This is a genomic window from Streptomyces spiroverticillatus (assembly GCA_014650415.1).
GTDB classification, from domain to species: Bacteria; Actinomycetota; Actinomycetes; order Streptomycetales; family Streptomycetaceae; genus Streptomyces; species Streptomyces spiroverticillatus.
In genome coordinates this window covers 698,190-719,253 of record BMUX01000002.1, presented here as the reverse complement: position 1 = coordinate 719,253, position 21,064 = coordinate 698,190, and the positions used below count along the sequence as shown (strand labels likewise).

Sequence of the window (21,064 nt, the reverse complement as noted above, 5' to 3'; positions counted from 1 at the left end):
AGAACGACCAGGATGGGGATATGGCTCAGGAGAATCAGCAGAGGGCCGACTGGCCCGTACCGGCCACGCCCGGCGGGGACGCCGCCCGCACCGACGAGGGAACCGACCTGCCCGGTGCGGACCTGTCCCAGCGGGCCGTGCTCGTGTCGATCGGCGCGCTGCTGCTCGGCATGCTGCTCGCCGCCCTCGACCAGACCATCGTGTCCACCGCGCTGCCGACGATCGTCAGCGACCTCGGCGGCATGGACCACCTGTCGTGGGTCGTGACCGCGTACATGCTGGCGGCGACGGCCGCGACACCGCTCTGGGGCAAGCTCGGCGACCAGTACGGGCGCAAGAAGCTGTTCCAGACCGCCATCGTGATCTTCCTGGTCGGGTCCGCGCTGTGCGGCATCGCGCAGAACATGCCCGAGCTGATCGCCTTCCGCGCCCTCCAGGGCCTCGGCGGCGGCGGGCTGATGGTGCTGGCCATGGCGATCGTCGGCGACATCGTGCCGCCGCGCGAACGCGGCAAGTACCAGGGCCTGTTCGGGGCCGTCTTCGGTACGACGAGCGTGCTCGGGCCGCTGCTGGGCGGCGTCTTCACCGAGCACCTGAGCTGGCGCTGGGTCTTCTACATCAACCTGCCCGTCGGCATCGTCGCGCTCCTCGTCATCTCGGCCGCGCTGCACATCCCCGTACGCACCACCAAGCACCGCATCGACTACCTCGGCACCTTCCTCATCGCCTCCCTCGCCACCTGCCTCGTCCTCATCGCCTCCCTCGGCGGCACCACCTGGGCGTGGGGATCGGCGCAGATCATCGGGCTTGCGGTGCTGGGCGTGGTGCTGCTCGTCGCGTTCGTGGCGGTCGAGCGGAGGGCGGCGGAGCCGGTGCTTCCGCCGCGGCTGTTCACCGTACGGACCTTCGTGCTCAGCTCCGTCATCAGCTTCGTGGTCGGCTTCGCGATGTTCGGCGCGATGACCTACCTGCCGACCTTCCTCCAGGTCGTCCGGGGCGTGACGCCGACCATGTCCGGCGTGTACATGCTGCCGATGGTGCTCGGCATGCTGATCTCCACCACCGGCTCCGGGCAGGTCGTCAGCCGCACCGGCCGGTGGAAGGTGTTCCCCGTGGTCGGCACCGCCGTCACCACGATCGGCCTGGTCCTGCTGCACCAGCTCACGCCCACCAGCAGCACCTGGCAGATGAGCCTGTGCTTCTTCGTCTTCGGTGCGGGACTCGGCCTGGTCATGCAGGTGCTGGTGCTCATCGTGCAGAACGCCGTGCCGTACGAGGACCTGGGCGTCGCCACCTCCGGCGCCACCTTCTTCCGCTCGATCGGAGCCTCCTTCGGCGTCGCGATCTTCGGCACCATCTTCACCGGACGCCTCGACGAGAAGCTCGCCGCCGCCCTCGCCGGACAGCGACTGCCGCCCGGGCTGGACGCCGCCCGGCTGGAGTCCGACCCGCGCGCCATCTCCCAACTGCCCGCCGCCCTGCGGCCCGAGGCGCTGAACGCGTACTCCTCCGCCATCACCGACGTCTTCCTGTACGCCGCCCCGGTCGGCCTCCTCGCCTTCGTGCTGGCCTGGTTCCTCAAGGAGGACCGGCTGCGCGGCTCCGTCACCGCCCCCGAGGCCTCGCAGACCCTCGCCCCCAACCCCGTCGAGCGCACCTCGCGGGAGGAGGTGGCGCGGGCGCTGTCCGTGCTGGGCACCCGGGACGGCCGCAGGGCCGCGTACGAACGCATCACCGCGCGCGCCGGGTACGACCACCTGCCGGTGGCGAGCTGGCTGCTGCTGCGCATGCGCAAGAACGGCCTGGTGCAGCCCGCGATGCTGGCCGAGCGCGGAACCGTACCGCCCGAGGTCGTACGGGAAGGGGCGCGGCAGGTCGAGGAACGCGGCCTGGCCCGGCGCGAGGGCATGGCGCTGGTGCTCACCGAGAAGGGCGCGGAGGCCGCCGACCGGCTCGCCGTGGCCCGCGAGGAGTCCCTCGCGGAACTCCTCGGGGACTGGTGGGTGCCCGAGCGGCGCGACGAACTCAGCGAGATCGTCGAGGAGTTGAGCGGCGAGCTGTGCGGGTCGGACGCGGAACAGCCGACGGGGCTGGCGCAGGTGCGCAAGGGCGGCTGACGGGGGATCAGGATGCGGAGGTCCCGGGGGCTTCGGGGGCCTAGGGGGCTTCGGGGGTCAGGTCCTTCACGAACCAATGCTCCGCGTACTGCTTGGAGTTGAGGGCCTCGACCTCCCGGTAGCCGTGTTTGGCGTACAGGCCGCGCGCCTCGACGAGGTCGCCCCGGGTGTCGAGCTGAATGCGCCGCACGCCGTACGCGCGCGCCGTCCTCTCCACGGCCGCGAGCAGCAGGCCGCCCGCGCCCGTGCCGCGCGCCTCGGGACGTACGAACACCCTTGTCAGCTCGCCCACTTCGGGCTCCAGGAGGACCAGCCCGGCACACGCCGACGGCTTCCCTTCGTACCGGCCTACGACGAAGGTGCCCGTCGGCGGGACCAGCAGCTCCGTGCCGTCGTCGGTCAGCCCCTCGTCGATCTCCGCCTGCGTCGCGGGCCGGTTCCAGTAGCGGCTCGCGACCTCGTCGTAGTAGTCGCGGCGCAGAGTGGTGGCGTCCGGGGTGCGCGGGTGCTCGGTGGTGATGATCCAGGTCATCGCATCTCTGTACCCGAGCCGGCGACCGTTTGGCCAACGGATTACGGGCTACCCGGTGGGCGAGAGGCCCGACACCGCGTGCCCCGAGAGCCGAACGCCCGGAGCCGCAAGCCCCAAGAGCCACACGCACTGGAAAGGCAGAGCATGTCCACAGTCCTGATCATTGTGCTGATCGTGGTGGTCGTGATCGCCGTCGCGGCGGCCGTCGTCTTCCTCGGTCCCGGGCGGGGCCGTGTCGGCGGCGGCAAGTCACTGAAGAGCCGTTTCGGCCCCGAGTACGACCGGGTCCTGGCCCGCCACCAGGGCGACACGAAGGCCGCCGAGCAGGAGCTCGGCGAGCGCGTCAAGCGGTACGGCGACTTCCGGCCGCGCGAGCTGAGCCGGGAGCAGCACGAGAGTTACGTGGCCCTGTGGGCCGGGGTCCAGGAGCAGTTCGTCGACTCCCCGCCGAAGGCGGTCGCCGAGGCGCACGGTCTGGTCTCCCGGGTCGCCCTCGAACGCGGCTACCCGCAAGGCGAGCAGGAGCAGATGGACGCCCTGTCCGTGCACCACGGCAAGCACCTGGACGGCTTCCGCCGGGTGGGCCGGGCAGCGCGCGGCGAGGGCGGCACCGAAGAAATGCGCGAGGCCCTGGTCGAGGCCCGGGAACTGTTCGAGGCGCTGGTCACCGACCGCGTCGGCCACGGCTCCGGGCACAGCACCGGACACGACGAGCACGGTTCGCACCGGCCGCGCCCGACGGGCCGGCCCACCAAGGCCAAGGGGAGTGGAGTCTGACATGACGTACGAACCCGGAAACGACCGGCCCGCCGACGCACCGCAGGGACGCGGCAAGGACCCGTCCGCACACGGGAGGTCGACGCCCTCCGCACGCGGCGTCGACGCCGAACCGGACGCACTGCACGACCCCGTGCAGGCGGAGCAGCAGAAGCGCACCGCACGGGACTTCGGAGTGTCGGGCGCGGGTGCCTCCCCGGACGTGGGCCCGCTGCGCAGGCCGCCGGGGGAGAGCGCGGAGGCCGCGGGCGCCGGGCACGTACCGGGCCGCGAGCAGCATCTGCCGCCGGCGCCGGCGCAGGACCCGGCGCATGCGGCGGACCCGGGCTGGGCGGCGGGTGCCGAGCGTGGGGCGGGTACCGAGCGTGGGGCGGGTACCGAGCGCGGGGCGGGTGTCGACCGTTCGACGGGTGTCGGGCATCGGCCCGTGGGCAGCACCTCGGAGCACGTGGCCGGCGGCGGTCGGGAGACCGGCGCTCACCTGGCCGGCGACCGGGCCACTGGCGCTCACCTGACCGGCGGCCGGGACACCGGTCACGAGGCGGGGCAGCCGGGCGCCCAGCTCCTGCCGCACGGTGAGCGCGACAAGCTGGGGCTGCGCCTCCAGCAGGCGGTCAACCACTTCGTGGACGAACCGCGCCGTGCGGTCGAGGAGGCCGACCACGTCCTGGAGGAGACCGCCCGGCACCTCACCGAGACCCTCGCCGAGCACCGCCGTTCGCTTCGCGTCGCCTGGGAGGCCGAGGACCGCCAGGCGGAGACCGAGGAACTGCGGGTCGCCCTGCGCAAGTACCGCGAGGTGACGGAGCGGCTGCTCCGGATCTAGTCGTCCTGCGCGGTCTTCGGGCCGGTCTGCTGGACCACCTCGAACGACCACACCGTGGAGCCGGAGGCGGCGGGCCTGGGACGCTCGCCGCCTTCTCCGCCGCCCTGGTGCGCCTGCTTCATCGGCCCCTCCATCCACGCCTTGAAGGACTCCTCGTCCCGCCAGCGCGTGTAGACCAGATACTGGTCGGTCCCCTCCACCGGGCGCAGCAGCTCGAACCACTCGAAGCCGTCGGAGCTGTCCACGGTCCCGGCCCGCGACGCGAACCGCTTCTCCAGGACCTCCCGCTGCTCGGCGGGCACGGTCAGTGCGTTGATCTTCACGATGCTCATGCGTTCCATCCTGCCGTACGGGTCCGACAACGGACGGTGAGGGCTCAGTCCAGGGACTGCTGGACGGGGATGCCCTGCTGTGCCTCCAGGAGGATGCGGTCGCCGACCGGGCGGGCGAGTTCCACGGTGGCGCGGCTGTGGCGGAGGGCCAGGTCGCAGCCCTCGTCGGGGCCGCGCGGCCGCTTCCGGGGCAGGACGGAGACCGCGAGGACGACCGTGTCGCCGGACTCCAGGGCCTTCACCGCGCTCGGGCCGGTGCAACTGCCGTGCGTGACCGTCACGGTGAGGGTGCGGCCCTCGACCGTGACGGAGCCGGGGCCTCCGGTCGCCGCCGCGTCCGCACCGTACAGGCGCGGCAGGGGCGCGATCGGGGAGTCGGGGAACGTCGGGGCGGCCAGCGCCGGATAGGTGAACGGGGCGTCGTACCCCGCGACGGTGAACAGCCAGGCGGGGACGCGGGTCGGGCCCCGGCTCGTGGCCACCTCGGTCGTGCCGAGGCGGGCGCCGGTCACCTTCAGGGTGTGGCCGCCGTCGGGGTCGTTGGAGCCCTCGCCGAGGAACTCGACCGCCTCGCGTGCGGTCAGGGTCGCCGCCTTGCGGGTGGTGCCGTCGGGCCAGGTGGCCCTGGGTTGGGGGCGGGTGTCCGGCAGTTCGCCCGCGACGACGTACGCGCCTTTGAGGTGTGCCGTCCTGTCGGCCGCCGAGCGAAGTCCGCCCGGGGGCACGGTCGTGCGGAAACGCGCCAGCGGGTGGAAGCCCCGCTGCATGGCGGTCAGCGCCGCCGACCCCTCCCACGCCTTGGCGACGGCGCGCATGCGCGGGGCCCAGTCCGCGGGGGGCGACTCGGCGGAGAGGGTCTCGGTGCCGCAGGCGGTGAGCGCCAACAGGGCCGATAACGCGACCAGTTGGGTTGTTCGTCCGGTGCTCGACGTGCGCATGGTGGCCTCCGGGGGGCGGAACGCGGGTCGTGCGGTGTGCCCTGGGACGCGGGGTGGGGAGATCGGGTTCCCCGGAGCGTTGTCAGTGGCGGGGGTTACCGTCTGGGACAAGTGATCTCTGGGAGCGGGGGCGGGTTGTGCGGGAAGCGGTCGTGACGTCCGGCGGGGACCGGATGCGGTGGGTGGAGCTGCCGGGCGAGGAGCCCTGCCGGGTGTACGTGCACGGGCTGGGCGGGATCTCGGGCATGTTCGTCGAGGGGGCCTCGCACCCGGCGCTGGCCGGGCGGCGGTCGCTGCTGGTGGACCTGCTGGGGTTCGGGGTGAGCGACCGGCCGGACGACTTCGACTACAGCCTGGAGGCTCACGCGGGGGCGCTGGCACGGCTGTTGGAGGCGGCCGGGGTGTTCGGGGCCGAGGTCGTCGCGCACAGCATGGGCGGCTCGGTGGCGCTGGTCCTGGCCGACCGGTGGCCGGAACTGGTGTCGAAGCTGGTGCTGGTGCACGCCAACCTGGACGCGATCACCCCGGTGAAGGGTGCGCCGGGCAGCGGCGGCATCGCCGCGTACGGGGAGGAGGAGTTCCTCGCCACCGGCTGGGACGCGCTGCGGGCCACCGCCGGGGAGACCTGGTGGTCGACGATGAAGACCTGCGGGCCCCGGGCGCTGCACCGCAGCGCGGTCGGCCTCACCCGGGGCAGCGAACCGATGATGCGCGACCTGCTGCTCGACCTGAAGATCCCGCGCGGCTATCTGCTGCCGGAGGACGACGTGGACTTCCGCGGCGGCGAGGAACTGACGGCCGCCGGGGTCGAGGTGATCGCCGTGCCGGACTGCGGGCACAACGTGATGACCGACAACGTGGACGGCTTCGCACGGGCGACGGCCGCGGTGCTGGAGGGGAACGCGGCATGACGAGCTCGAACACGGATGGGCATACGGACATCGGGCGCTTGACGGAGCGCTGGCTGGACGTGGTCGCGAGCGGGCCCGGCGGAGGGCTGGGCGACGGCGACTTCGTACGGTCCCCGGCGGGGCTGTGGCTGGCGCTCGGGGTCGTCGCCGCCGGGGCGGGAGGGGAGACCGCCGAGGAACTGGAGGCGCTGCTCGGGGTGTCGGGGAAGGAGGCCGCCGGGGCGGTCGGGGCGGTGGCCCGGGCGCTGGAGGGGACCGACGCCCTCGAAGTGGCGACCTGCGTCTGGAGCCGGGTGCCGCTGTACCGGGCGTTCAAGGAGGCACTGCCACAGATCGCGCTCGGGAACCTCGACCAGGCGGCGATCGACGCCTGGGTGCGGGAGGCGACCGGGGGCATGATCGAGGAACTTCCGGTGCGTCTCGGGGACGACACCCTGCTGGCCGTGGTCAACGCCCTGGCCCTGAAGGCGCCTTGGCGGTACCCCTTCGAGGAGTCGGACACCGACGTCCGGGACTTCACGGACGCGGCCGGAGTGCGCCACGAGGTGATGGTCATGCACCAGGAGGTGTCCCTGGCCGACGTCTGGGACGTGGGCGCGACCCGCGTGGTCGAACTGCGCACGCGCTCGGAGCGGGGCGGTGCCCCGGTGCGGGTGAGGTTCCTGCTCGGGGAGGAGGGGGCCGGACCCCGGGAGGTGCTGCCCGCGGGATGGGCGGGGCAGGCGGCGCGCGTCCCGCTCGCCGCCGACGCGGTGAGCATCGCGCTGCCGCGCATGGAACTGCGTACGACCGACGAGGTCACCGACCGCCTGGCCGAGCTCGGCGTGCACCGTGCCACCGGCGAGGACGCCGACTTCTCCGGCATGTCCCCCGAACCGCTCGCGGTGTCGCGGGTGGTGCAGGAGGCGCTGCTCAAGGTGCGCGAGGAGGGGGTGGAGGCGGCTGCGGTGACCGCGGTGCTGATGGCCCCCGCCGGGGCGGCACCGCCCCGGCGGATCCGTATGGAGTGGGTCCGCTTCGACCGGCCTTTCGGGGTGGTCGTGCTGGACGGGGCCGGGGAGCTGCCGCTGTTTATTGCCTGGCAGGAAGGGGCGCCGAAGGGCTAGAACGGGAACTTCGGTTGTCGTACGACGGGAGCGGGCGCGTGGCTGGTCAAGGTGTCGAGGCGTTCTTCAGGGACGGGCGGCTCACCTCCGTGCCGCGCAAGCCGGGCCGGCGGGAGGAACTGCTCGCCCACCTGACCCGCACCCTCTTCGAGGAGGACCGCGACTACACGGAGCGCGAGGTCAACGACGCGATCCGCACGGTCCACGAGGACTGCTCGGCGCTGCGCCGCTACTTGGTGGAGGGCGGCTTCCTGGCCCGCCCGAAGGACGGCAGCAGCTACCGACGGGTGCCGCACTGAGAGCTCGCTCGGGCCGAGCGGCTCCGCTGTCCGGCGTTGGAGGTGCGGGCAGGGGCCGGTGCCGGGGTGGGCCCGGATCGGGCGGGCCGCCCCCTTGCCCGCCCGTTCCGCCCCCCCGGGGGGCGGCCCCGCCGCCCAAGGGGGCTGGGGAAGAGGGGTGGAGACGGCTGTGGCCCCCCACCGAGCGGATGGTGGGGGGCCACAGGCGTACACGGAAGCCGGAGCTGAGGTTCTACGCGGCAGCGGATCCGGAGGCGGCGCGGATCTGCGCGGCCTCCTCCTCCGATTCCACCGCCGGAGCCGACCCCGGCAGCGGGCGGCGGGCGCTCTCCGACATGAAGAAGACGGCGATGCCGCCGATGACGGCCGCGGCCATCATGTAGTACGCGGGCATCATCAGGTTCCCGGTCCACCCGATCAGCGCGGCCACGAACAGCGGCGTCGTACCGCCGAACAGCGACACCGAGATGTTGAAGCCGATCGACAGCGAGCCGTACCGGGTCTTCGTCGGGAAGAGGGCCGGCAGCGTCGACGGCATGGCGGCGGTGAAGCAGACCTGGAGCAGGCCGAGCACCAGCAGACCCGGGATGATCGCCAGCAGGCTGCCCTCGCGGATCAGCAGCAGCGCCGGGACGGAGAGGACCAGGAAGCCCGCGCAGCCGACGGCGATGATCGGGCGGCGGCCCCAGCGGTCGCTGAGCATGCCCGCGAACGGCTGGACGCACATCATGAACGCCATCACGCACAGGATGATCAGCAGGCCGTGCGTGGGGTCGTACTTGAGCTGCTCGGTGAGGTACGTCGGCATGTACGACAGCAGCATGTAGTTGGTGACGTTGAAGACGAGCACCAGGCCGATGCAGAGCAGCATCGTCCGCCACTGACCGACGACGGTCTCCTTCAGCGAAGGCTTCGAAGCCTTCGCTGCCGCAGAGGGCTTCGATGCCTTCGCGGCCTGCTTGGCCCGCTTCTCCGCCTTGGCGGCCTCTGCCGCCTGCGCCGCGAAGGCCGGCGTCTCCTCCAGCTTCAGCCGCAGGTACAGGCCGATGATGCCCATCGGACCCGCCACCAGGAACGGAATGCGCCAGCCCCAGGACTCCAGGTCCGGCGTGCTGAGGAGGGCCGTCATCAGGGTGACCAGTCCGGCGCCGCAGATGTAGCCGACGAGGGTGCCGAACTCCAGCCAGCTGCCCAGGAAGCCGCGCTTCTTGTCGGGGGAGTACTCGGCGATGAAGGTGGACGCGCCGCCGTACTCACCACCGGTGGAGAAGCCCTGCACGAGCCGGGCCAGGAAGAGCAGCGCGGGGGCCCACATGCCGATCGTCGCGAAGGACGGGATCAGACCGATGCAGAAGGTCGCCGTCGCCATCATGATCATGGTGATGGCGAGGATCTTCTGCCGGCCGATGCGGTCGCCGAGCGGCCCGAAGACCATGCCGCCGATGGGCCGCACCAGGAAGGCCGCGGCGAACGCGCCGAAGGTCGACAGCGTCTGCGCGGTCGGGTTGTCGCTCGGGAAGAAGACCTTGCCGAGGGTCACCGCGATGTAGCTGTAGACGCCGAAGTCGAACCACTCCATGGCGTTGCCGAGGGCCGCGGCCTTCACGGCCCGCTTCACCTGGGCCGGGTCGGTGACGGTGACGGCCACGGGAGTTTCGGAGGCCTTGCCCTGGGACAGGGACTCTGACCGGGGTGCGACGGGAACGGACGTCGACACGAGCTCTCTCGCCTGCGCTTTCTGGTGATGGACAGCGGTCGCATTCCCGGACAAGTGACGTGGGAATGGACAGGGGCCGCCTCATGGTGCGAGGCGACCCAAAACAGACCATAAACGTTTAGTTGCCCTTTGCACTTAGTGCGGAGTTGATCACCCGGAAGCGCGTATACCCGCTTTCACCTGGTCAAACGCCCTTTCCGAAGGTCCCGGATCAGTCGACGTGATGTGACGTAGGTCGCAGAAAATGTGCGGAATGCACGGAACTCATCGCCGCGATGTGCCCTGGCAGGGGTACGTCACCGGGCAGTGCGGGATCCGGCTCCGGAGCCCCGTAGGCGGTACGCATCGGGATCGTCCCGGCCCACAGGCCGAGTTCCGCGTCCGGCCCGTCGCCGTCCTCCGGCGGACCCGCGGCGATCTTCACCGACGCCTCGTCCAGGGGGAGGGCGAGCAGCGAGGTGGCCGCGAGTTCCTTGGGGCTGGGGCGGCGGGCGTACTCCCACTGGCCGGGAGCGCTCTGCTCGGAGAGCACGCGCAGCCCGTGCAGGAGCGCCTCGGGGTCCGAGCGGTGGGTGATCAGGCGTGGGACGCCGTAGACCATCGCGGAGCGGTAGTTGAGGCCGTGCTCGAAGACGGAGCGGGCCAGTACGAGGCCGTCGACGTGCGTGACGGTGACGCAGACGGTGGCCTCCGGCGCCTGCACCAGGCTCCGGCTCGCCACCGAGCCGTGCACGTAGAGGGTGCGGGCCGCGACGTCGACCCCGTACACCGTGGGCACCGCCATCGGGGTGCCGTCGACGACCACGGCGAGGTGGCAGACGAACCCGGCCCGCAGGACCGCGTCGAGGTCGGCGGCGAGGGTGCTGCCCTGGTCGCGCAGGCGGCGGTGGCGGGTCCGGTCGGTGACCTTCAGCTCCGCCGCGGGTTTCTGCTGATTCTGTTCTCCGGTGCTCATGTCTCCACTGATTCAGTCGACCCGAAAGATCGGATCGACTGAATCAGTGCAGGCGGACTTCTTCAAGAGGTCGCGCCCCCCAGCTCCCGGCGACTGCAAGAGGTCTCAGCCCCCAGCCCCGGCAGCCTCAAGAAGCCGCCACCCGCAGCTCCTTGATCCCGTTGATCCACGCCGACCTCAGCCGCCTCGGATCCCCCGCCAGCCGCAGGTCCGGCAGCGCGTCGGCCAGCGCGTTGAAGATCAGGTCGATCTCCATCACGGCCAGCGACTTGCCGAGGCAGAAGTGCGGGCCGCCCCCGCCGAAGCCCAGGTGGGGGTTGGGGTCGCGGGTGATGTCGAAGTCGCCGGGGTTCTCGAAGACCTCGGGGTCGTGGTTGGCGGAGGAGTAGAAGATGCCGACGCGGTCGCCCGCCTTGATCTGCTGCCCGCCCAGCTCCAGGTCCTGCGTCGCCGTCCGCTGGAAGGACACCACGGGCGTCGCCCAGCGCACGATCTCCTCGGCGGCCGTCTTCGGGCGCTCCCGCTTGTACAGCTCCCACTGCTCGGGGTGGGTGAGGAAGGCGTGCATCCCGTGGCTGATCGCGTTGCGGGTGGTCTCGTTGCCGGCCACGGCCAGCAGGATCACGAAGAAGCCGAACTCGTCCGAGCCGAGGTTGCCCTCGTCCTCCGCCGCGACCAGCTGCGAGACGATGTCCTTGGCCGGACACTCCTTGCGCGCCACCGCCAGGTTCATCGCGTACGAGATCAGCTCCATCGCCGACTCCGCGCCGACCTCCTCGGTGATCGCGTACTCGGGGTCGTCGTACGCCACCATCTTGTTCGACCAGTCGAAGATCTTGCTGCGGTCCTCCTGGGGCACCCCGATCAGCTCGGCGATGGCCTGGAGGGGAAGCTCGACCGCGACGTTCGTGACGAAGTCGAAGGTGCCGTCGCCCTTCTGGGCCTCGGCGACCGCCGCCTCGACGATCTTGCCTGCACGGTCCCGGAGGGTGTCCTCCAGCGAGCGGATGGCGCGCGGGGTGAAGCCGCGCTGGACGATCTGCCGGACCCGGGTGTGCTCCGGCGGGTCCATGTTCAGCATGATCAGCTTCTGGGCCTCGATCGCGTCCCGCTCGATGTGCTCGTTGAAGCGGACCACGGCGGTGTTGGTGTTGGAGGAGAACAGCTCGGGGTGCGTCGAGACGTACTTGACGTCCTCGTGCCGGGTCACCGCCCAGTACCCCTCGTCGTCGAACCCCGAGATGCCGCGCCGCTGGGCGCACCACCACACCGGCGAGACCTGCCGCATCGCCGCGAACTCGGGGAGCGGGACGGCGGACTGCAGGACGTCGGGGTCGGTGAAGTCGAACCCTTCGGGAAGGTCGGACCCTCCGGAATGCACGGGGCAGGTCATCGGCAACTCCCTCTCACTGACATACACCTGACGGCCCATCAGAAGTGGCTCGCAAGGTAGTAACGAGTTCTACAAGTGGCAAGACCCTTGCGCAGTCGGGCCGTTGTTCATGAGACTTGCCCAAGAACTAGAACGCGTACTAATTCTGGTGAGAAGAGGACGAGCTCATGGCCGCGGAACCCGTCATCGTCGAAGCCGTACGCACCCCCATCGGCAAACGCGGGGGAGCGCTCGCCAATCTGCACCCCGCCTACCTCCTGGGCGAGACCTACCGCGAGCTCCTCGCCCGCACCGGCATCCACGCCGACTGCGTCGAGCAGGTCGTCGGGGGCACCGTCACCCACGCCGGCGAGCAGTCCATGAACCCGACGCGCAACGCCTGGCTCGCCATGGGGCTGCCGTACGAGACGGCCGCGACCACCGTCGACTGCCAGTGCGGCTCCTCCCAGCAGGCCAACCACATGGTCGCGAACATGATCGCCGCCGGGGTCATCGACATCGGCATCGGCTGCGGCGTCGAGGCCATGAGCCGCGTCCCCCTCGGCAGTGGCTCCAAGCACGGCCCGGGAAAGCCGTTCCCCGACGAGTGGAACGTGGACCTGCCCAACCAGTTCGAGGCCGCCGAGCGCATCGCCCGCAACCGGGGCCTGACCCGTGAGCGCGTCGACTCCCTCGGGCTGCTCTCCCAGGAGCGGGCCGCCACCGCCTGGGCGGAGGAGCGCTTCAAGCGGGAGACCTTCGCCGTGCAGGTGCCGACGAACGAGGAGGAGCAGGCCGCGGGGCAGGGCATGTGGCGGCTCGTGGACCGCGACGAGGGCCTGCGCGACACCTCCATGGAGGCCCTCGGCAGGCTGAAGCCCGTCATGCCGACCGCCGTGCACACCGCCGGGAACTCCTCCCAGATATCCGACGGCGCCTCCGCGATCATGTGGGCGTCCAAGCGGATGGCCCGCGCCCTCAAGCTGAAGGCCCGTGCCCGTATCGTCGCCCAGGCGCTGGTCGGATCCGACCCGCACTACCACCTCGACGGCCCCATCGACGCGACCCGCGCGGTCCTCGGCAAGGCCGGGATGTCGCTGCGGGACATCGACCTGGTCGAGATCAACGAGGCTTTCGCCTCGGTGGTGTTGAGCTGGGGTCAGGTCTTCGAGCAGGACCTGGAGAAGGTCAACGTCAACGGCGGGGCCATCGCGCTGGGGCATCCGGTGGGAGCTACGGGGGCCCGGATGATCACCACGGCCCTCCACGAACTGGAGCGCCGGGACAAGGAGTTCGCCCTCATCACCATGTGCGCGGGCGGCGCGCTCGCCACCGGGACGATCATCCAGAGGCTGTGACGGTACGTCATGTCCAGTCAGGCGTAAGGGAGTTCCCCCGCCCGGTGGTGTCGTCAAGTACACCCCCGGGACGGGGGTGGAACGCATGGTGAGGCGGTGCCCCGCGAACCTACCGTCGAGGCATGAAGCAGACACGCACCGTCGCCGCCGCCCTCACCGTCGCCACCCTCGTCGGCCTCACCGCCGCCCCGGCCCTCGCGGCCACTGCGAAAGCCCCGGCCCCGACCCAACAGGCCCAGCACCCCGTCCGCGGCACCCTGATCTCCGTCACCCCCGTAGCCGACCTCACCCGCGACCAGGTCCGGGCCTTCGTCACCCGGGGCGGGCTCGCCCCCGAGCAGGTCCGGCACGGCGTCACCGCGTACCGCCTGATCTACCGCACCATCACCCCGCAGGGCGTCCCCACCACCGCCAGCGGCCTCCTCGTGCTCCCCAAGGACACCGGGAGGAAGCTCTCCCTGGTCTCCGACACCCACGGCACCATGGTCCACCGCGACTACGCGCCGTCCGTCGCCGAGGACTTCGGCAAGCTCTCCCCGTACTTCTACGCCGGTACGGGCCGGGCCGTCGCCGCCCCCGACTACCTCGGCCTCGGCAAGGGGCCCGGCACCCACCCGTACATGGACACCGCGTCCGCCGTCACCGCGACCGTCGACATGCTGAGCGCCTCCCGCCAGGCCGCCGGCCGCCTCGGCAAGCACCTCGCACGCGGCGTGTACGCGACCGGGTTCTCGCAGGGCGGCCAGGTCGCCATGGCCGTCGGCCGCGAGCTGTCCAGGACCGGCGACCTCAAGGCGCTGGCCCCCGTCGCAGGCCCCTACGACCTGTCCGGCACTGAGATCCCCGCCCTGTACGACGGCCGGGTCAACCCCATGAGTGGCCTCTTCTACACCTCGTACTTCCTCACCGCCCAGAACAAGATCCACCACTTCTACCAGGACCCCGCCGAGGTCTTCCGGCAGCCGTACGCGAAGGTCGTCGAGCAGCTCTTCGACTCCCGCCACACCGAGGAGGACGTCGCCAAGGCACTCCCCGGCAGCGTCAAGGAACTCCTCACCCCCGAGTTCTACGAGAAGATGCGCCGCCCCAGCGGCAGGCTCCTGAAGGCGATCGAGGCCAACGACGGCACCTGCGACTGGAAGCCCCGCGTCCCGACCCGCCTCTACACCTCCGCCGGCGACACCGACGTACCCATCGGGAACGCCCGCGCCTGTGCCGCCGACCTGGCCGCGAACGGCAAGAAGGCCCCGGTGCTCGACCAGGGGGAGGTCGACCACTTCGGGGCCTTCAAGAAGTCCGCGCCGCAGATCGCGCGGTGGTTCAACGCACTGGACTAGGGCTCAGTACCAGTGGTTCTGCTGCCAGAAGTTCCAGGCGCCGCACGGGCTGCCGTAGCGGGAGTTCATGTAGTCGAGACCCCACTTGATCTGGGTCTTCGGGTTTTCCTTCCAGTCCGCGCCCGCGGAAGCCATCTTCGACGCGGGCAGCGCCTGGACCAGGCCGTACGCCCCGGAGGAGGCGTTGGTCGCGTGGTGGTTCCAGCCGGACTCGTGGGCCACGATGTTGCTGAAGCACTGGAACTGCGCGGCGGGCATCATCTGCCGGGCCGTGTCCTGGGCGGACGACGGCGCAGCCGCTGCTCCGGAAGCCGAACCGAGGACCGCGCCCGCAGCGCCCAGCAGGGCGGTGGCGCCGACGACGGCGGACTTCTGGCGGGCGGAGAAACGGCTGATGAAGGCGAACGACACGTAGGAACCTAACGTCGGGGACAAGAAAGCCGCACACACCGGACCGGAGGTCGACGGGGAAGGGACGCGGCGGCGGGCGGTGAGGCGATCAGCCGTCCGGCGTCCTGCGGCTCCACCAATGAAGCAGCCGCCGGCGGGCGTGGCAAACACCCCGGGTACTAGTGGACGTGGTGCGCCGGGCAGAACTGCCCCACCCTGTGGAATCAAGGAATGTGCAGCTCACTAGGGGTGCAAAGGGGGTCATAAGAGGCGCGTGAAAGCTACGAGTCCCGATAGTTGAGGACCAAGGTCCTATGGGCCGCTTCACACCGAGGGGTCCTCGAAATGCACCCAGGGTCGCCGCCCGACTACGACTTCGAGGGCTCTTCCCGTACGTCCTCGAACGCGACCGGCGCCTCGAAAGCCGCCCTCCGCGTCGCCCGCCGCAGCGCCTTCAGCAGCGTCGGCCCGACCGCCAGCGTGAGCACCACCGTCAGCACCGCCCGCCCCAGGTCCCAGCCGACCGAGGTGGCCAGGCAGTACGCGAGGAAGCGCACGAGGTTCTCGTGCACGGGGTCGCCCGGCACGAAGGAGACACCCGTGGACAGGCCACCGATGTACGTCCACCCCTGGAGGTTCATCACCGTCCCGTAGAAGAAGGCGGCCACCGCCCCGTACGCCGCGAGCATCACCACCTCCCCGACCCCGCGCAGCCGCTGCCACCCCGGCAGCAGCCCCGCGCCCATCGTGAACCAGCCCATCGCCAGCATCTGGAACGGCATCCACGGCCCGACCCCGCCCGTGAGCAGCGCCGACGCGAAGATCGTCACCGAGCCCAGCACAAAACCGAAGCCCGGCCCGAGCACCCTCCCGCTGAGCACCATCAGGAAGAACATGGGCTCCAGGCCCGCCGTCCCCGCCCCCAGCGGCCGCAGCGCCGCCCCGACGGCGGCCAGCACCCCGAGCATCGCGACGGCCTTCGCGTCCATCCCCGAGTCGGAGATCGTGGCCACGACCACCCCGACCAGCAGCGGCAGCAGCGCCGCGAACAGCCACGGGGCGTCCTTGGAGTGCGCGAGTCCGGCCGCCGAGTCGGCGAGCAGCGGCCACCCGAAGGCGATCACCCCGACCAGGCTGACCAGGACGAGCGCGGCCACGGACTTCGGCCCCAGGCGCACGGGCCGGCTCACGGCGTGCTCTCCCCGGACAGCGCGTCCCGCACCTGCGCCACGGTCAGCCATTTCTGCGGCGCCAGGATCTTCGCCACCTGCGGCGCGAAGGACGGCGAGGAGACGACGACCTCGGGCGTTGGCCCGTCCGCGACGACCTCCCCGTCGGCGAGGATCACCACCCGGTGCGCCAGCTCGGCCGCCAGCTCCACGTCGTGCGTGGCCAGCACCAGCGCGTGCCCCTCGGCCGCCAGCCCCCGCAGGATCGTGACCAGCCGGGCCTTGGCCGCGTAGTCAAGACCGCGCGTCGGCTCGTCGAGCAGCAGCAGCGGCGGCTTCCCGGTCAGTACGAGCGCCAGCGCCAGGGCGAGCCGCTGCCCCTCCGACAGGTCCCGGGGGTGCGTGTCGTCCGGCACCCCGGGCAGCAGCGCGCTGACCAGGGCCCGGCAGGTTCCGCTTTCGGCCCCGGCGTCGTGGTCGGCGGCCGCGCACTCGGCGGCGACCGTGTCGGCGTACAGCAGGTCCCGTGGTTCCTGCGGTACGAGTCCCACGCGCCGCACCATCTCCTTCGGCGCGGTCTTCGCCGGGGTCCTCCCGCCGACGGTGACGCGGCCGCCGGACGGGGTTTGCATGCCGACCAGCGCGTTCAGCAGGGTCGACTTCCCGGCCCCGTTCCGCCCCATCAGCGCGACGGTCTCGCCGGGCCGCACCGCCAGGGACACGTCCCGCAGCGCCTCGATGCGCCCGCGCCGCAGCGACAGCCGCTCGGCCTCGGCGACGGGCGCGGCGGCCGGAGGTGCTTCCACTTCTTCCGGCGTACGGTCCGCAAGCCCGGCCCGCAGCCCGGCGGCCCGGCGGCGCGCGTCCCGTACGGACAACGGCAGCGGCGACCACCCGGCCAGCCGCCCGAGCCCCACGACGGGCGGGTGCACGGGGGACTGGGCCATGACGTCGGCGGGCTCGCCCAGCACCGGGGCCTGCCCGGGCCCGGGCAGCAGCAGCACCTGGTCCGCGTACTGCACGACCCGCTCCAGCCGGTGCTCGGCCATCAGCACGGTCGTCCCGAGGTCGTGCACCAGCCGCTGCAGCACGGCCAGGACTTCCTCGGCGGCGGCCGGGTCCAGCGCGGACGTCGGCTCGTCCAGCACGAGCACCTTGGGATGCGTGGTGAGCACCGACCCGATCGCCACCCGCTGCTGCTGCCCGCCGGACAGGGTGGAGATCGCCCGGTCCCGCAGATCGGCGAGCCCGAGCAGATCAAGGGTCTCCTCGACCCGCCGCCGCATCACGTCCGGGGCGATGCCGAGCGACTCCATCCCGTACGCGAGTTCGTCCTCGACGGTGTCGGTCACGAAGTGCGACAACGGGTCCTGCCCGACCGTCCCCACCACGTCGGCCAGCTCGCGCGGCTTGTGGGTGCGGGTGTCCCGGCCGTCGACGGTGACCCGCCCGGTGAGCGTCCCCCCGGTGAAGTGCGGAACGAGCCCGGACACGGCCCCGAGCAGCGTCGACTTCCCCACCCCGGACGGCCCGACGAGCAGCACGAGCTCACCCTCGGGGATCGTCAGGTCGATGCCGCTGAGGGTGTGCTTCTCGGCCCCGTCATACCGAACGGAGACATTCTCGAACCGGATCACTTCACGTTTCCTTGAGGGAGTTCAGGGGCGCCCCGTCAGGGGCGCGGGGAACTGCGCGAGCAACCACCCACTCACCCGCACGGGAACGGTCCCCATTGCCCCGCGGGTTTAGGTGAAGGGGCGGGGCTGGGGCCCTCCCGCCGAAGGCGGCAACGGTCACACCCGCACGGGGCCCCTTCACGAACGGGTTCACTTCCCACCCCGTACGCCACCCACGGGCACCGGCGCCACAACCGCCGGCAGCAAGCCGACCAGGATTGACAGGGCGGGCCAGAGCGGGAACTCCGGGGCCACCAGCGGCACGACCCCCGGATGCAACGCCCCCGCATCGTACGAACCCGCCCACACCATGAGCCCCGCAACCACCACCCCCGACCCGGCAACCACCCACGCCCGCACCCCCCACCGATCCGGCCGGTACCGCGTACGGACACTGCGCCGCCCCCCGAGCCGCAGCCCGCCCATCGCGGCGGCCAGCCCGATCACCAGCACCGGCACCCCGTACCCGGCCCCCTCCGCCGCGAGCAGCCCGTACGTCCCGGCACACACGCCGAGCAGCCCGCCGAGCGTCAGGACAGTGGTGAAGTGCCGTACGCGCGCAGGCACGTGAGCCGTACGCCCGTACCCTCGCGCATCCATCGAAGCGGCCAGCGCCACCGACCGCTCCAACGCCCCCTCCAGCACGGGCAGCCCGATCTGGACGATCGCCTTGACCCCGCCCGTCGGCCGCCCCCGCAACCGCCGCGCCGTCCTCAGCCGTACGACATCGGCGACCATGTTCGGCGCGAAGGTCATCGCGACCACGACGGCCACCCCCGCCTCGTACAGCGCACCGGGCAGCGACTTCAGCAGCCGCGCAGGATTGGCCAGCGCGTTCGCCGCACCCACGCAGATCAACAACGTGGCCAGCTTCAGCCCGTCGTACAGGGCGAAGACGAGCTGCTCGGCGGTGACCTTGCCCCCGAGCCGCACCCCCTTCGCCCACTCCGGAAGCGGAACCTCCGGCAGCTGGAACAACACATGCTGCCCCGGAATCGGCGACCCGAGGAACACCGAGAACGCCAGCCGGATCACCAGCACCGCCAGCCCCAGCTTCACGAACGCCCCGTACGAGCGCGCCCACGGCGCATCCGTCCGGCGCGCGGCGACGACGTACCCCGCGACCCCCACCAGCAGCCCGAGCAGCAGCGGATTGGTCGTCCGGGACGCGGCGGCGGCGAGCCCGAGGGCCCACAGCCACCAGGCGCCGGCGTGCAGGGCGTTGCTGCGGCCGGCGGCGGGTGCGCGCAGCGTCGTGCGGCCTGCGGTGGTGCTCATCCCCGGCGGCGGCGGGCCTGCCACACGGCGGCCCCGCCGAGCAGCAGTACGGCGGCGGCCCCGACGATCAGCCCGGCGGACGGACCGCCCCCGCCGTCCTCCTGCCCGGACTGCCCGGAAACGGAATCCGAGGTGGCGGGGGCCGGAGTCTTGCTCTCCTTGCCCGTACCCGACACCTGCTCGGCGCACCCGGCCTTCGGGTATCCGCCGATGGCGCACAGCAGGGCCGAGCTGTTGTACCGCAGCGGCCTGGCGGCCTCGGCCAGCGCTTCGGCGGTCGTCGCATCCTCTGCGACCTGCGCACATACGGTCCTGCCCGCAGGCGGAGTCTCCCCCTGGGGAGCGTCCTCCGGCGTCCCGAAGTCCAGCACGAGGGCGATCCGCTTGGTGCCCTCCTTGGCCGGGGTCGTCGCGCAGGCGGCCTTGAAGTCGGCGGCCCCGCGCGGCTTGGCGGAGTCCTGGGAGTCCTGGCTCACGGAGAAGCGGAATCCCTGGACGGCGCCGTCGGCCGGGCGCGTGGTGGCGGAGCCCTGCTGGGCGTACACCCACTGGGAACCGTCCCGCTCCCAGAACGACCAGTACCGGTACCCGCTCCCGTCGGCGGCCTGGGCGGCGGGCGGCACGAATGCCCCGAGCGCGGCGACGACGAGGGCGAGCAGGAAGCCGCGCGCGGACCGGCGGCTCACAGGTTCTTGTTCTTGTTGCGCCCGCTGATCAGGATGCCCGCACCCATGCTGGCGACGAACGCGACACCGACGATCAGCCAGGTCGTCGACGACCCGCCCTCGTCGTCGCTCTTCTTCTCCTTGTCCGCGGCGTCCGCGTCCTTCTTCACCTGCGGCGCGGGCCCGGTCGCATTGAGCTGTTCGACGAGGTTGGCCCCGCCGAAGTCCTCGGGATTCATGCCGGTGGCGTGCGCGGCGAAGACGAGCTGGGCGTAGGCGGCCGGGCCGTTCTCCTTCGCCCAGGCGGCGGAGTTCTTCGCCAGCCAGTCGGCGGCCTTCTTCGCGGCGGTCTTGTGCCCGTCGGCGGCGAGCGCCACGACGGCGTCGGCGGTGTTGCCGACGTCGGGCTTGGCCTCGGTGCCGGGCAGTGGGGCGGACATCAGGTGCCCGCCGTTCTTGTCCAGCAGCCGCGAGAGGTAGTCGGACCCGCCGGCGGCGGCGGCCTTGGCGTCCGCCATGCCCTGCTTGCACCCGGGCGCGGCCTCGACCGGCTTGTCCTTGTCCTTCGGTACGTCGATGACCGGCCCGCCCCGACCGGCGGCGGCCGTCACCACGGCGGCGGTGGCGTCCGCGCTCGGGAAGAGCTTTCCGGCCTTGTCGGGCTGGAAGGCGAAGGAGCCCAGGTCCTCGGCCTTGCCGGTGCAGCCGGACTGGAAGTCGAGCAGCTTGTTGAGCGGCGTCCGGCCTTCCTTCCCCTTCAGCGCGTCCGCCTTCTCCCCGGCGTCCGTCAGCGCACCGGTCACCAGCGCCGTCGAGTTGGCGTCGGAGGGCGTGCCGGGCATGTAGGGCCAGCCGCCGTCGGCGTTCTGTACGGACTTCAGCCAGCCGACGGCCTTCTTCACGGCGGCGTCCTGCCCGCCCACGGCCTTCAGCGCCTGCACGGCGGTGGCGGTGGCGTTGGTGTCCCGCATGTCCTTGGGCGTGCAGTCCTTGCTCGCGTCGGGCCGGAAGGCGGCGAAGGCGCCGTCCGCGCACTGCTGCCCCACCAGCCAGTCGACGGCCTTGGCCGCGGGCTGCACCCCGAGGCTGCGCTGTGCGGTGAGCGCCAGCGACTGCCGGAAGACGCCGTCGAACTTCGGGTCCTTCGTCCCGTACAGCCCGGAGGGGAGCGCGGCGGGCGACGGGGTCGGAGCAGCGAGGGCGACCGGCGCGGCCACCGCACCGGCGACGACGCTGACGGCGAGCGCGGCGACGCCACGACGAAGGTGAAGGGGGATCATGCGGGGCATTCTACCGACGGGTACCCCAC

Annotated in this window: 20 protein-coding genes; 8 read left to right on the top strand and 12 right to left on the bottom strand. The window is 71.7% G+C overall.

What is annotated here, in order from left to right; translation table 11 throughout:
• The first annotated feature begins 20 nt into the window (after nt 1–20).
• A complete protein-coding gene (locus IE269_RS07545) occupies nt 21–2,117 on the top strand; it encodes an MDR family MFS transporter (protein WP_189821945.1) in 2,097 nt (698 codons plus the stop codon).
• 40 nt (nt 2,118–2,157) lie between these two features.
• On the opposite strand, the gene IE269_RS07540 is transcribed toward IE269_RS07545, so the two are convergent.
• Nucleotides 2,158–2,649 (bottom strand): GNAT family N-acetyltransferase, encoded by a 492-nt coding sequence (locus IE269_RS07540; protein ID WP_189821944.1) that lies wholly within the window; start codon nt 2,647–2,649, stop codon nt 2,158–2,160.
• A gap of 144 nt (nt 2,650–2,793) precedes the next feature.
• Here IE269_RS07540 and IE269_RS07535 point away from each other — a divergent pair, with 144 nt between their 5' ends.
• A complete protein-coding gene (locus IE269_RS07535; protein ID WP_229898286.1) occupies nt 2,794–3,426 on the top strand; it encodes a hypothetical protein in 633 nt (210 codons plus the stop codon).
• Nucleotide 3,427: 1 nt separating this feature from the next.
• Nucleotides 3,428–4,252 (top strand): hypothetical protein, encoded by an 825-nt coding sequence (locus IE269_RS07530; protein ID WP_189821943.1) that lies wholly within the window; start codon nt 3,428–3,430, stop codon nt 4,250–4,252.
• On the opposite strand, the gene IE269_RS07525 is transcribed toward IE269_RS07530, so the two are convergent.
• Both IE269_RS07525 and IE269_RS07520 read right to left on the bottom strand, forming a co-directional pair.
• Nucleotides 4,249–4,584 (bottom strand): antibiotic biosynthesis monooxygenase family protein, encoded by a 336-nt coding sequence (locus IE269_RS07525; RefSeq protein WP_189821942.1) that lies wholly within the window; start codon nt 4,582–4,584, stop codon nt 4,249–4,251. The genes IE269_RS07530 and IE269_RS07525 overlap by 4 nt on opposite strands.
• Nucleotides 4,585–4,628: 44 nt before the next feature.
• Entirely contained in the window at nt 4,629–5,522 is an 894-nt protein-coding gene (locus tag IE269_RS07520) for a hypothetical protein (RefSeq protein ID WP_189821941.1), read from the bottom strand.
• A 137-nt stretch (nt 5,523–5,659) separates the two neighbouring features.
• Between IE269_RS07520 and IE269_RS07515 the strand changes: the two genes are divergently transcribed.
• The 3 genes from IE269_RS07515 to IE269_RS07505 are packed head-to-tail and all read left to right on the top strand — an operon-like array spanning nt 5,660 to nt 7,838.
• Entirely contained in the window at nt 5,660–6,433 is a 774-nt protein-coding gene (locus IE269_RS07515; RefSeq protein ID WP_189821940.1) for an alpha/beta fold hydrolase, read from the top strand.
• A complete protein-coding gene (locus IE269_RS07510) occupies nt 6,430–7,539 on the top strand; it encodes a serpin family protein (RefSeq protein WP_189821939.1) in 1,110 nt (369 codons plus the stop codon). Before IE269_RS07515 ends, IE269_RS07510 begins: the two co-directional genes overlap by 4 nt.
• A gap of 38 nt (nt 7,540–7,577) precedes the next feature.
• Nucleotides 7,578–7,838: a DUF2087 domain-containing protein gene (locus tag IE269_RS07505; protein WP_189821938.1), complete on the top strand. Its 261-nt coding sequence runs from the start codon at nt 7,578–7,580 to the stop codon at nt 7,836–7,838.
• Between the two features lie 232 nt (nt 7,839–8,070).
• Here IE269_RS07505 and proP read toward each other — a convergent pair whose 3' ends face one another.
• The 3 genes from proP to IE269_RS07490 form a co-directional block, all read right to left on the bottom strand.
• The gene (proP, locus tag IE269_RS07500) at nt 8,071–9,516 is read right to left on the bottom strand and encodes a glycine betaine/L-proline transporter ProP (protein WP_229898305.1); all 1,446 of its coding nucleotides are present in this window, start codon (nt 9,514–9,516) and stop codon (nt 8,071–8,073) included.
• A 250-nt stretch (nt 9,517–9,766) separates the two neighbouring features.
• Nucleotides 9,767–10,510: a pyridoxamine 5'-phosphate oxidase family protein gene (locus tag IE269_RS07495; RefSeq protein ID WP_189821936.1), complete on the bottom strand. Its 744-nt coding sequence runs from the start codon at nt 10,508–10,510 to the stop codon at nt 9,767–9,769.
• Nucleotides 10,511–10,637: 127 nt separating this feature from the next.
• Entirely contained in the window at nt 10,638–11,903 is a 1,266-nt protein-coding gene (locus tag IE269_RS07490; protein WP_189821935.1) for a cytochrome P450, read from the bottom strand.
• 167 nt (nt 11,904–12,070) lie between these two features.
• Between IE269_RS07490 and IE269_RS07485 the strand changes: the two genes are divergently transcribed.
• Nucleotides 12,071–13,240 carry a steroid 3-ketoacyl-CoA thiolase gene (locus IE269_RS07485; RefSeq protein WP_189821934.1) on the top strand — a complete coding sequence of 390 codons (1,170 nt, stop codon included), beginning with the start codon at nt 12,071–12,073 and terminating at the stop codon, nt 13,238–13,240.
• A gap of 122 nt (nt 13,241–13,362) precedes the next feature.
• Nucleotides 13,363–14,577 carry an alpha/beta hydrolase family protein gene (locus IE269_RS07480; RefSeq protein WP_189821933.1) on the top strand — a complete coding sequence of 405 codons (1,215 nt, stop codon included), beginning with the start codon at nt 13,363–13,365 and terminating at the stop codon, nt 14,575–14,577.
• A gap of 3 nt (nt 14,578–14,580) precedes the next feature.
• Here IE269_RS07480 and IE269_RS07475 read toward each other — a convergent pair whose 3' ends face one another.
• From IE269_RS07475 to IE269_RS07450, 6 genes are all read right to left on the bottom strand, one after another.
• Nucleotides 14,581–14,988 (bottom strand): aggregation-promoting factor C-terminal-like domain-containing protein, encoded by a 408-nt coding sequence (locus tag IE269_RS07475; protein WP_189821932.1) that lies wholly within the window; start codon nt 14,986–14,988, stop codon nt 14,581–14,583.
• Between the two features lie 347 nt (nt 14,989–15,335).
• Nucleotides 15,336–16,208 (bottom strand): ECF transporter S component, encoded by an 873-nt coding sequence (locus IE269_RS07470; RefSeq protein WP_189821931.1) that lies wholly within the window; start codon nt 16,206–16,208, stop codon nt 15,336–15,338.
• Nucleotides 16,154–17,773 carry an ABC transporter ATP-binding protein gene (locus IE269_RS07465; RefSeq protein WP_189821930.1) on the bottom strand — a complete coding sequence of 540 codons (1,620 nt, stop codon included), beginning with the start codon at nt 17,771–17,773 and terminating at the stop codon, nt 16,154–16,156. Before IE269_RS07465 ends, IE269_RS07470 begins: the two co-directional genes overlap by 55 nt.
• A 189-nt stretch (nt 17,774–17,962) precedes the next feature.
• Entirely contained in the window at nt 17,963–19,090 is a 1,128-nt protein-coding gene (locus IE269_RS07460) for an energy-coupling factor transporter transmembrane component T (protein ID WP_189821929.1), read from the bottom strand.
• The gene (locus IE269_RS07455; protein WP_189821928.1) at nt 19,087–19,776 is read right to left on the bottom strand and encodes an SCO2322 family protein; all 690 of its coding nucleotides are present in this window, start codon (nt 19,774–19,776) and stop codon (nt 19,087–19,089) included. The genes IE269_RS07460 and IE269_RS07455 overlap by 4 nt, the downstream gene beginning before the upstream one ends.
• Nucleotides 19,773–21,035 (bottom strand): prenyltransferase/squalene oxidase repeat-containing protein, encoded by a 1,263-nt coding sequence (locus tag IE269_RS07450; protein WP_189821927.1) that lies wholly within the window; start codon nt 21,033–21,035, stop codon nt 19,773–19,775. Before IE269_RS07450 ends, IE269_RS07455 begins: the two co-directional genes overlap by 4 nt.
• Nucleotides 21,036–21,064: the final 29 nt, after the last annotated feature.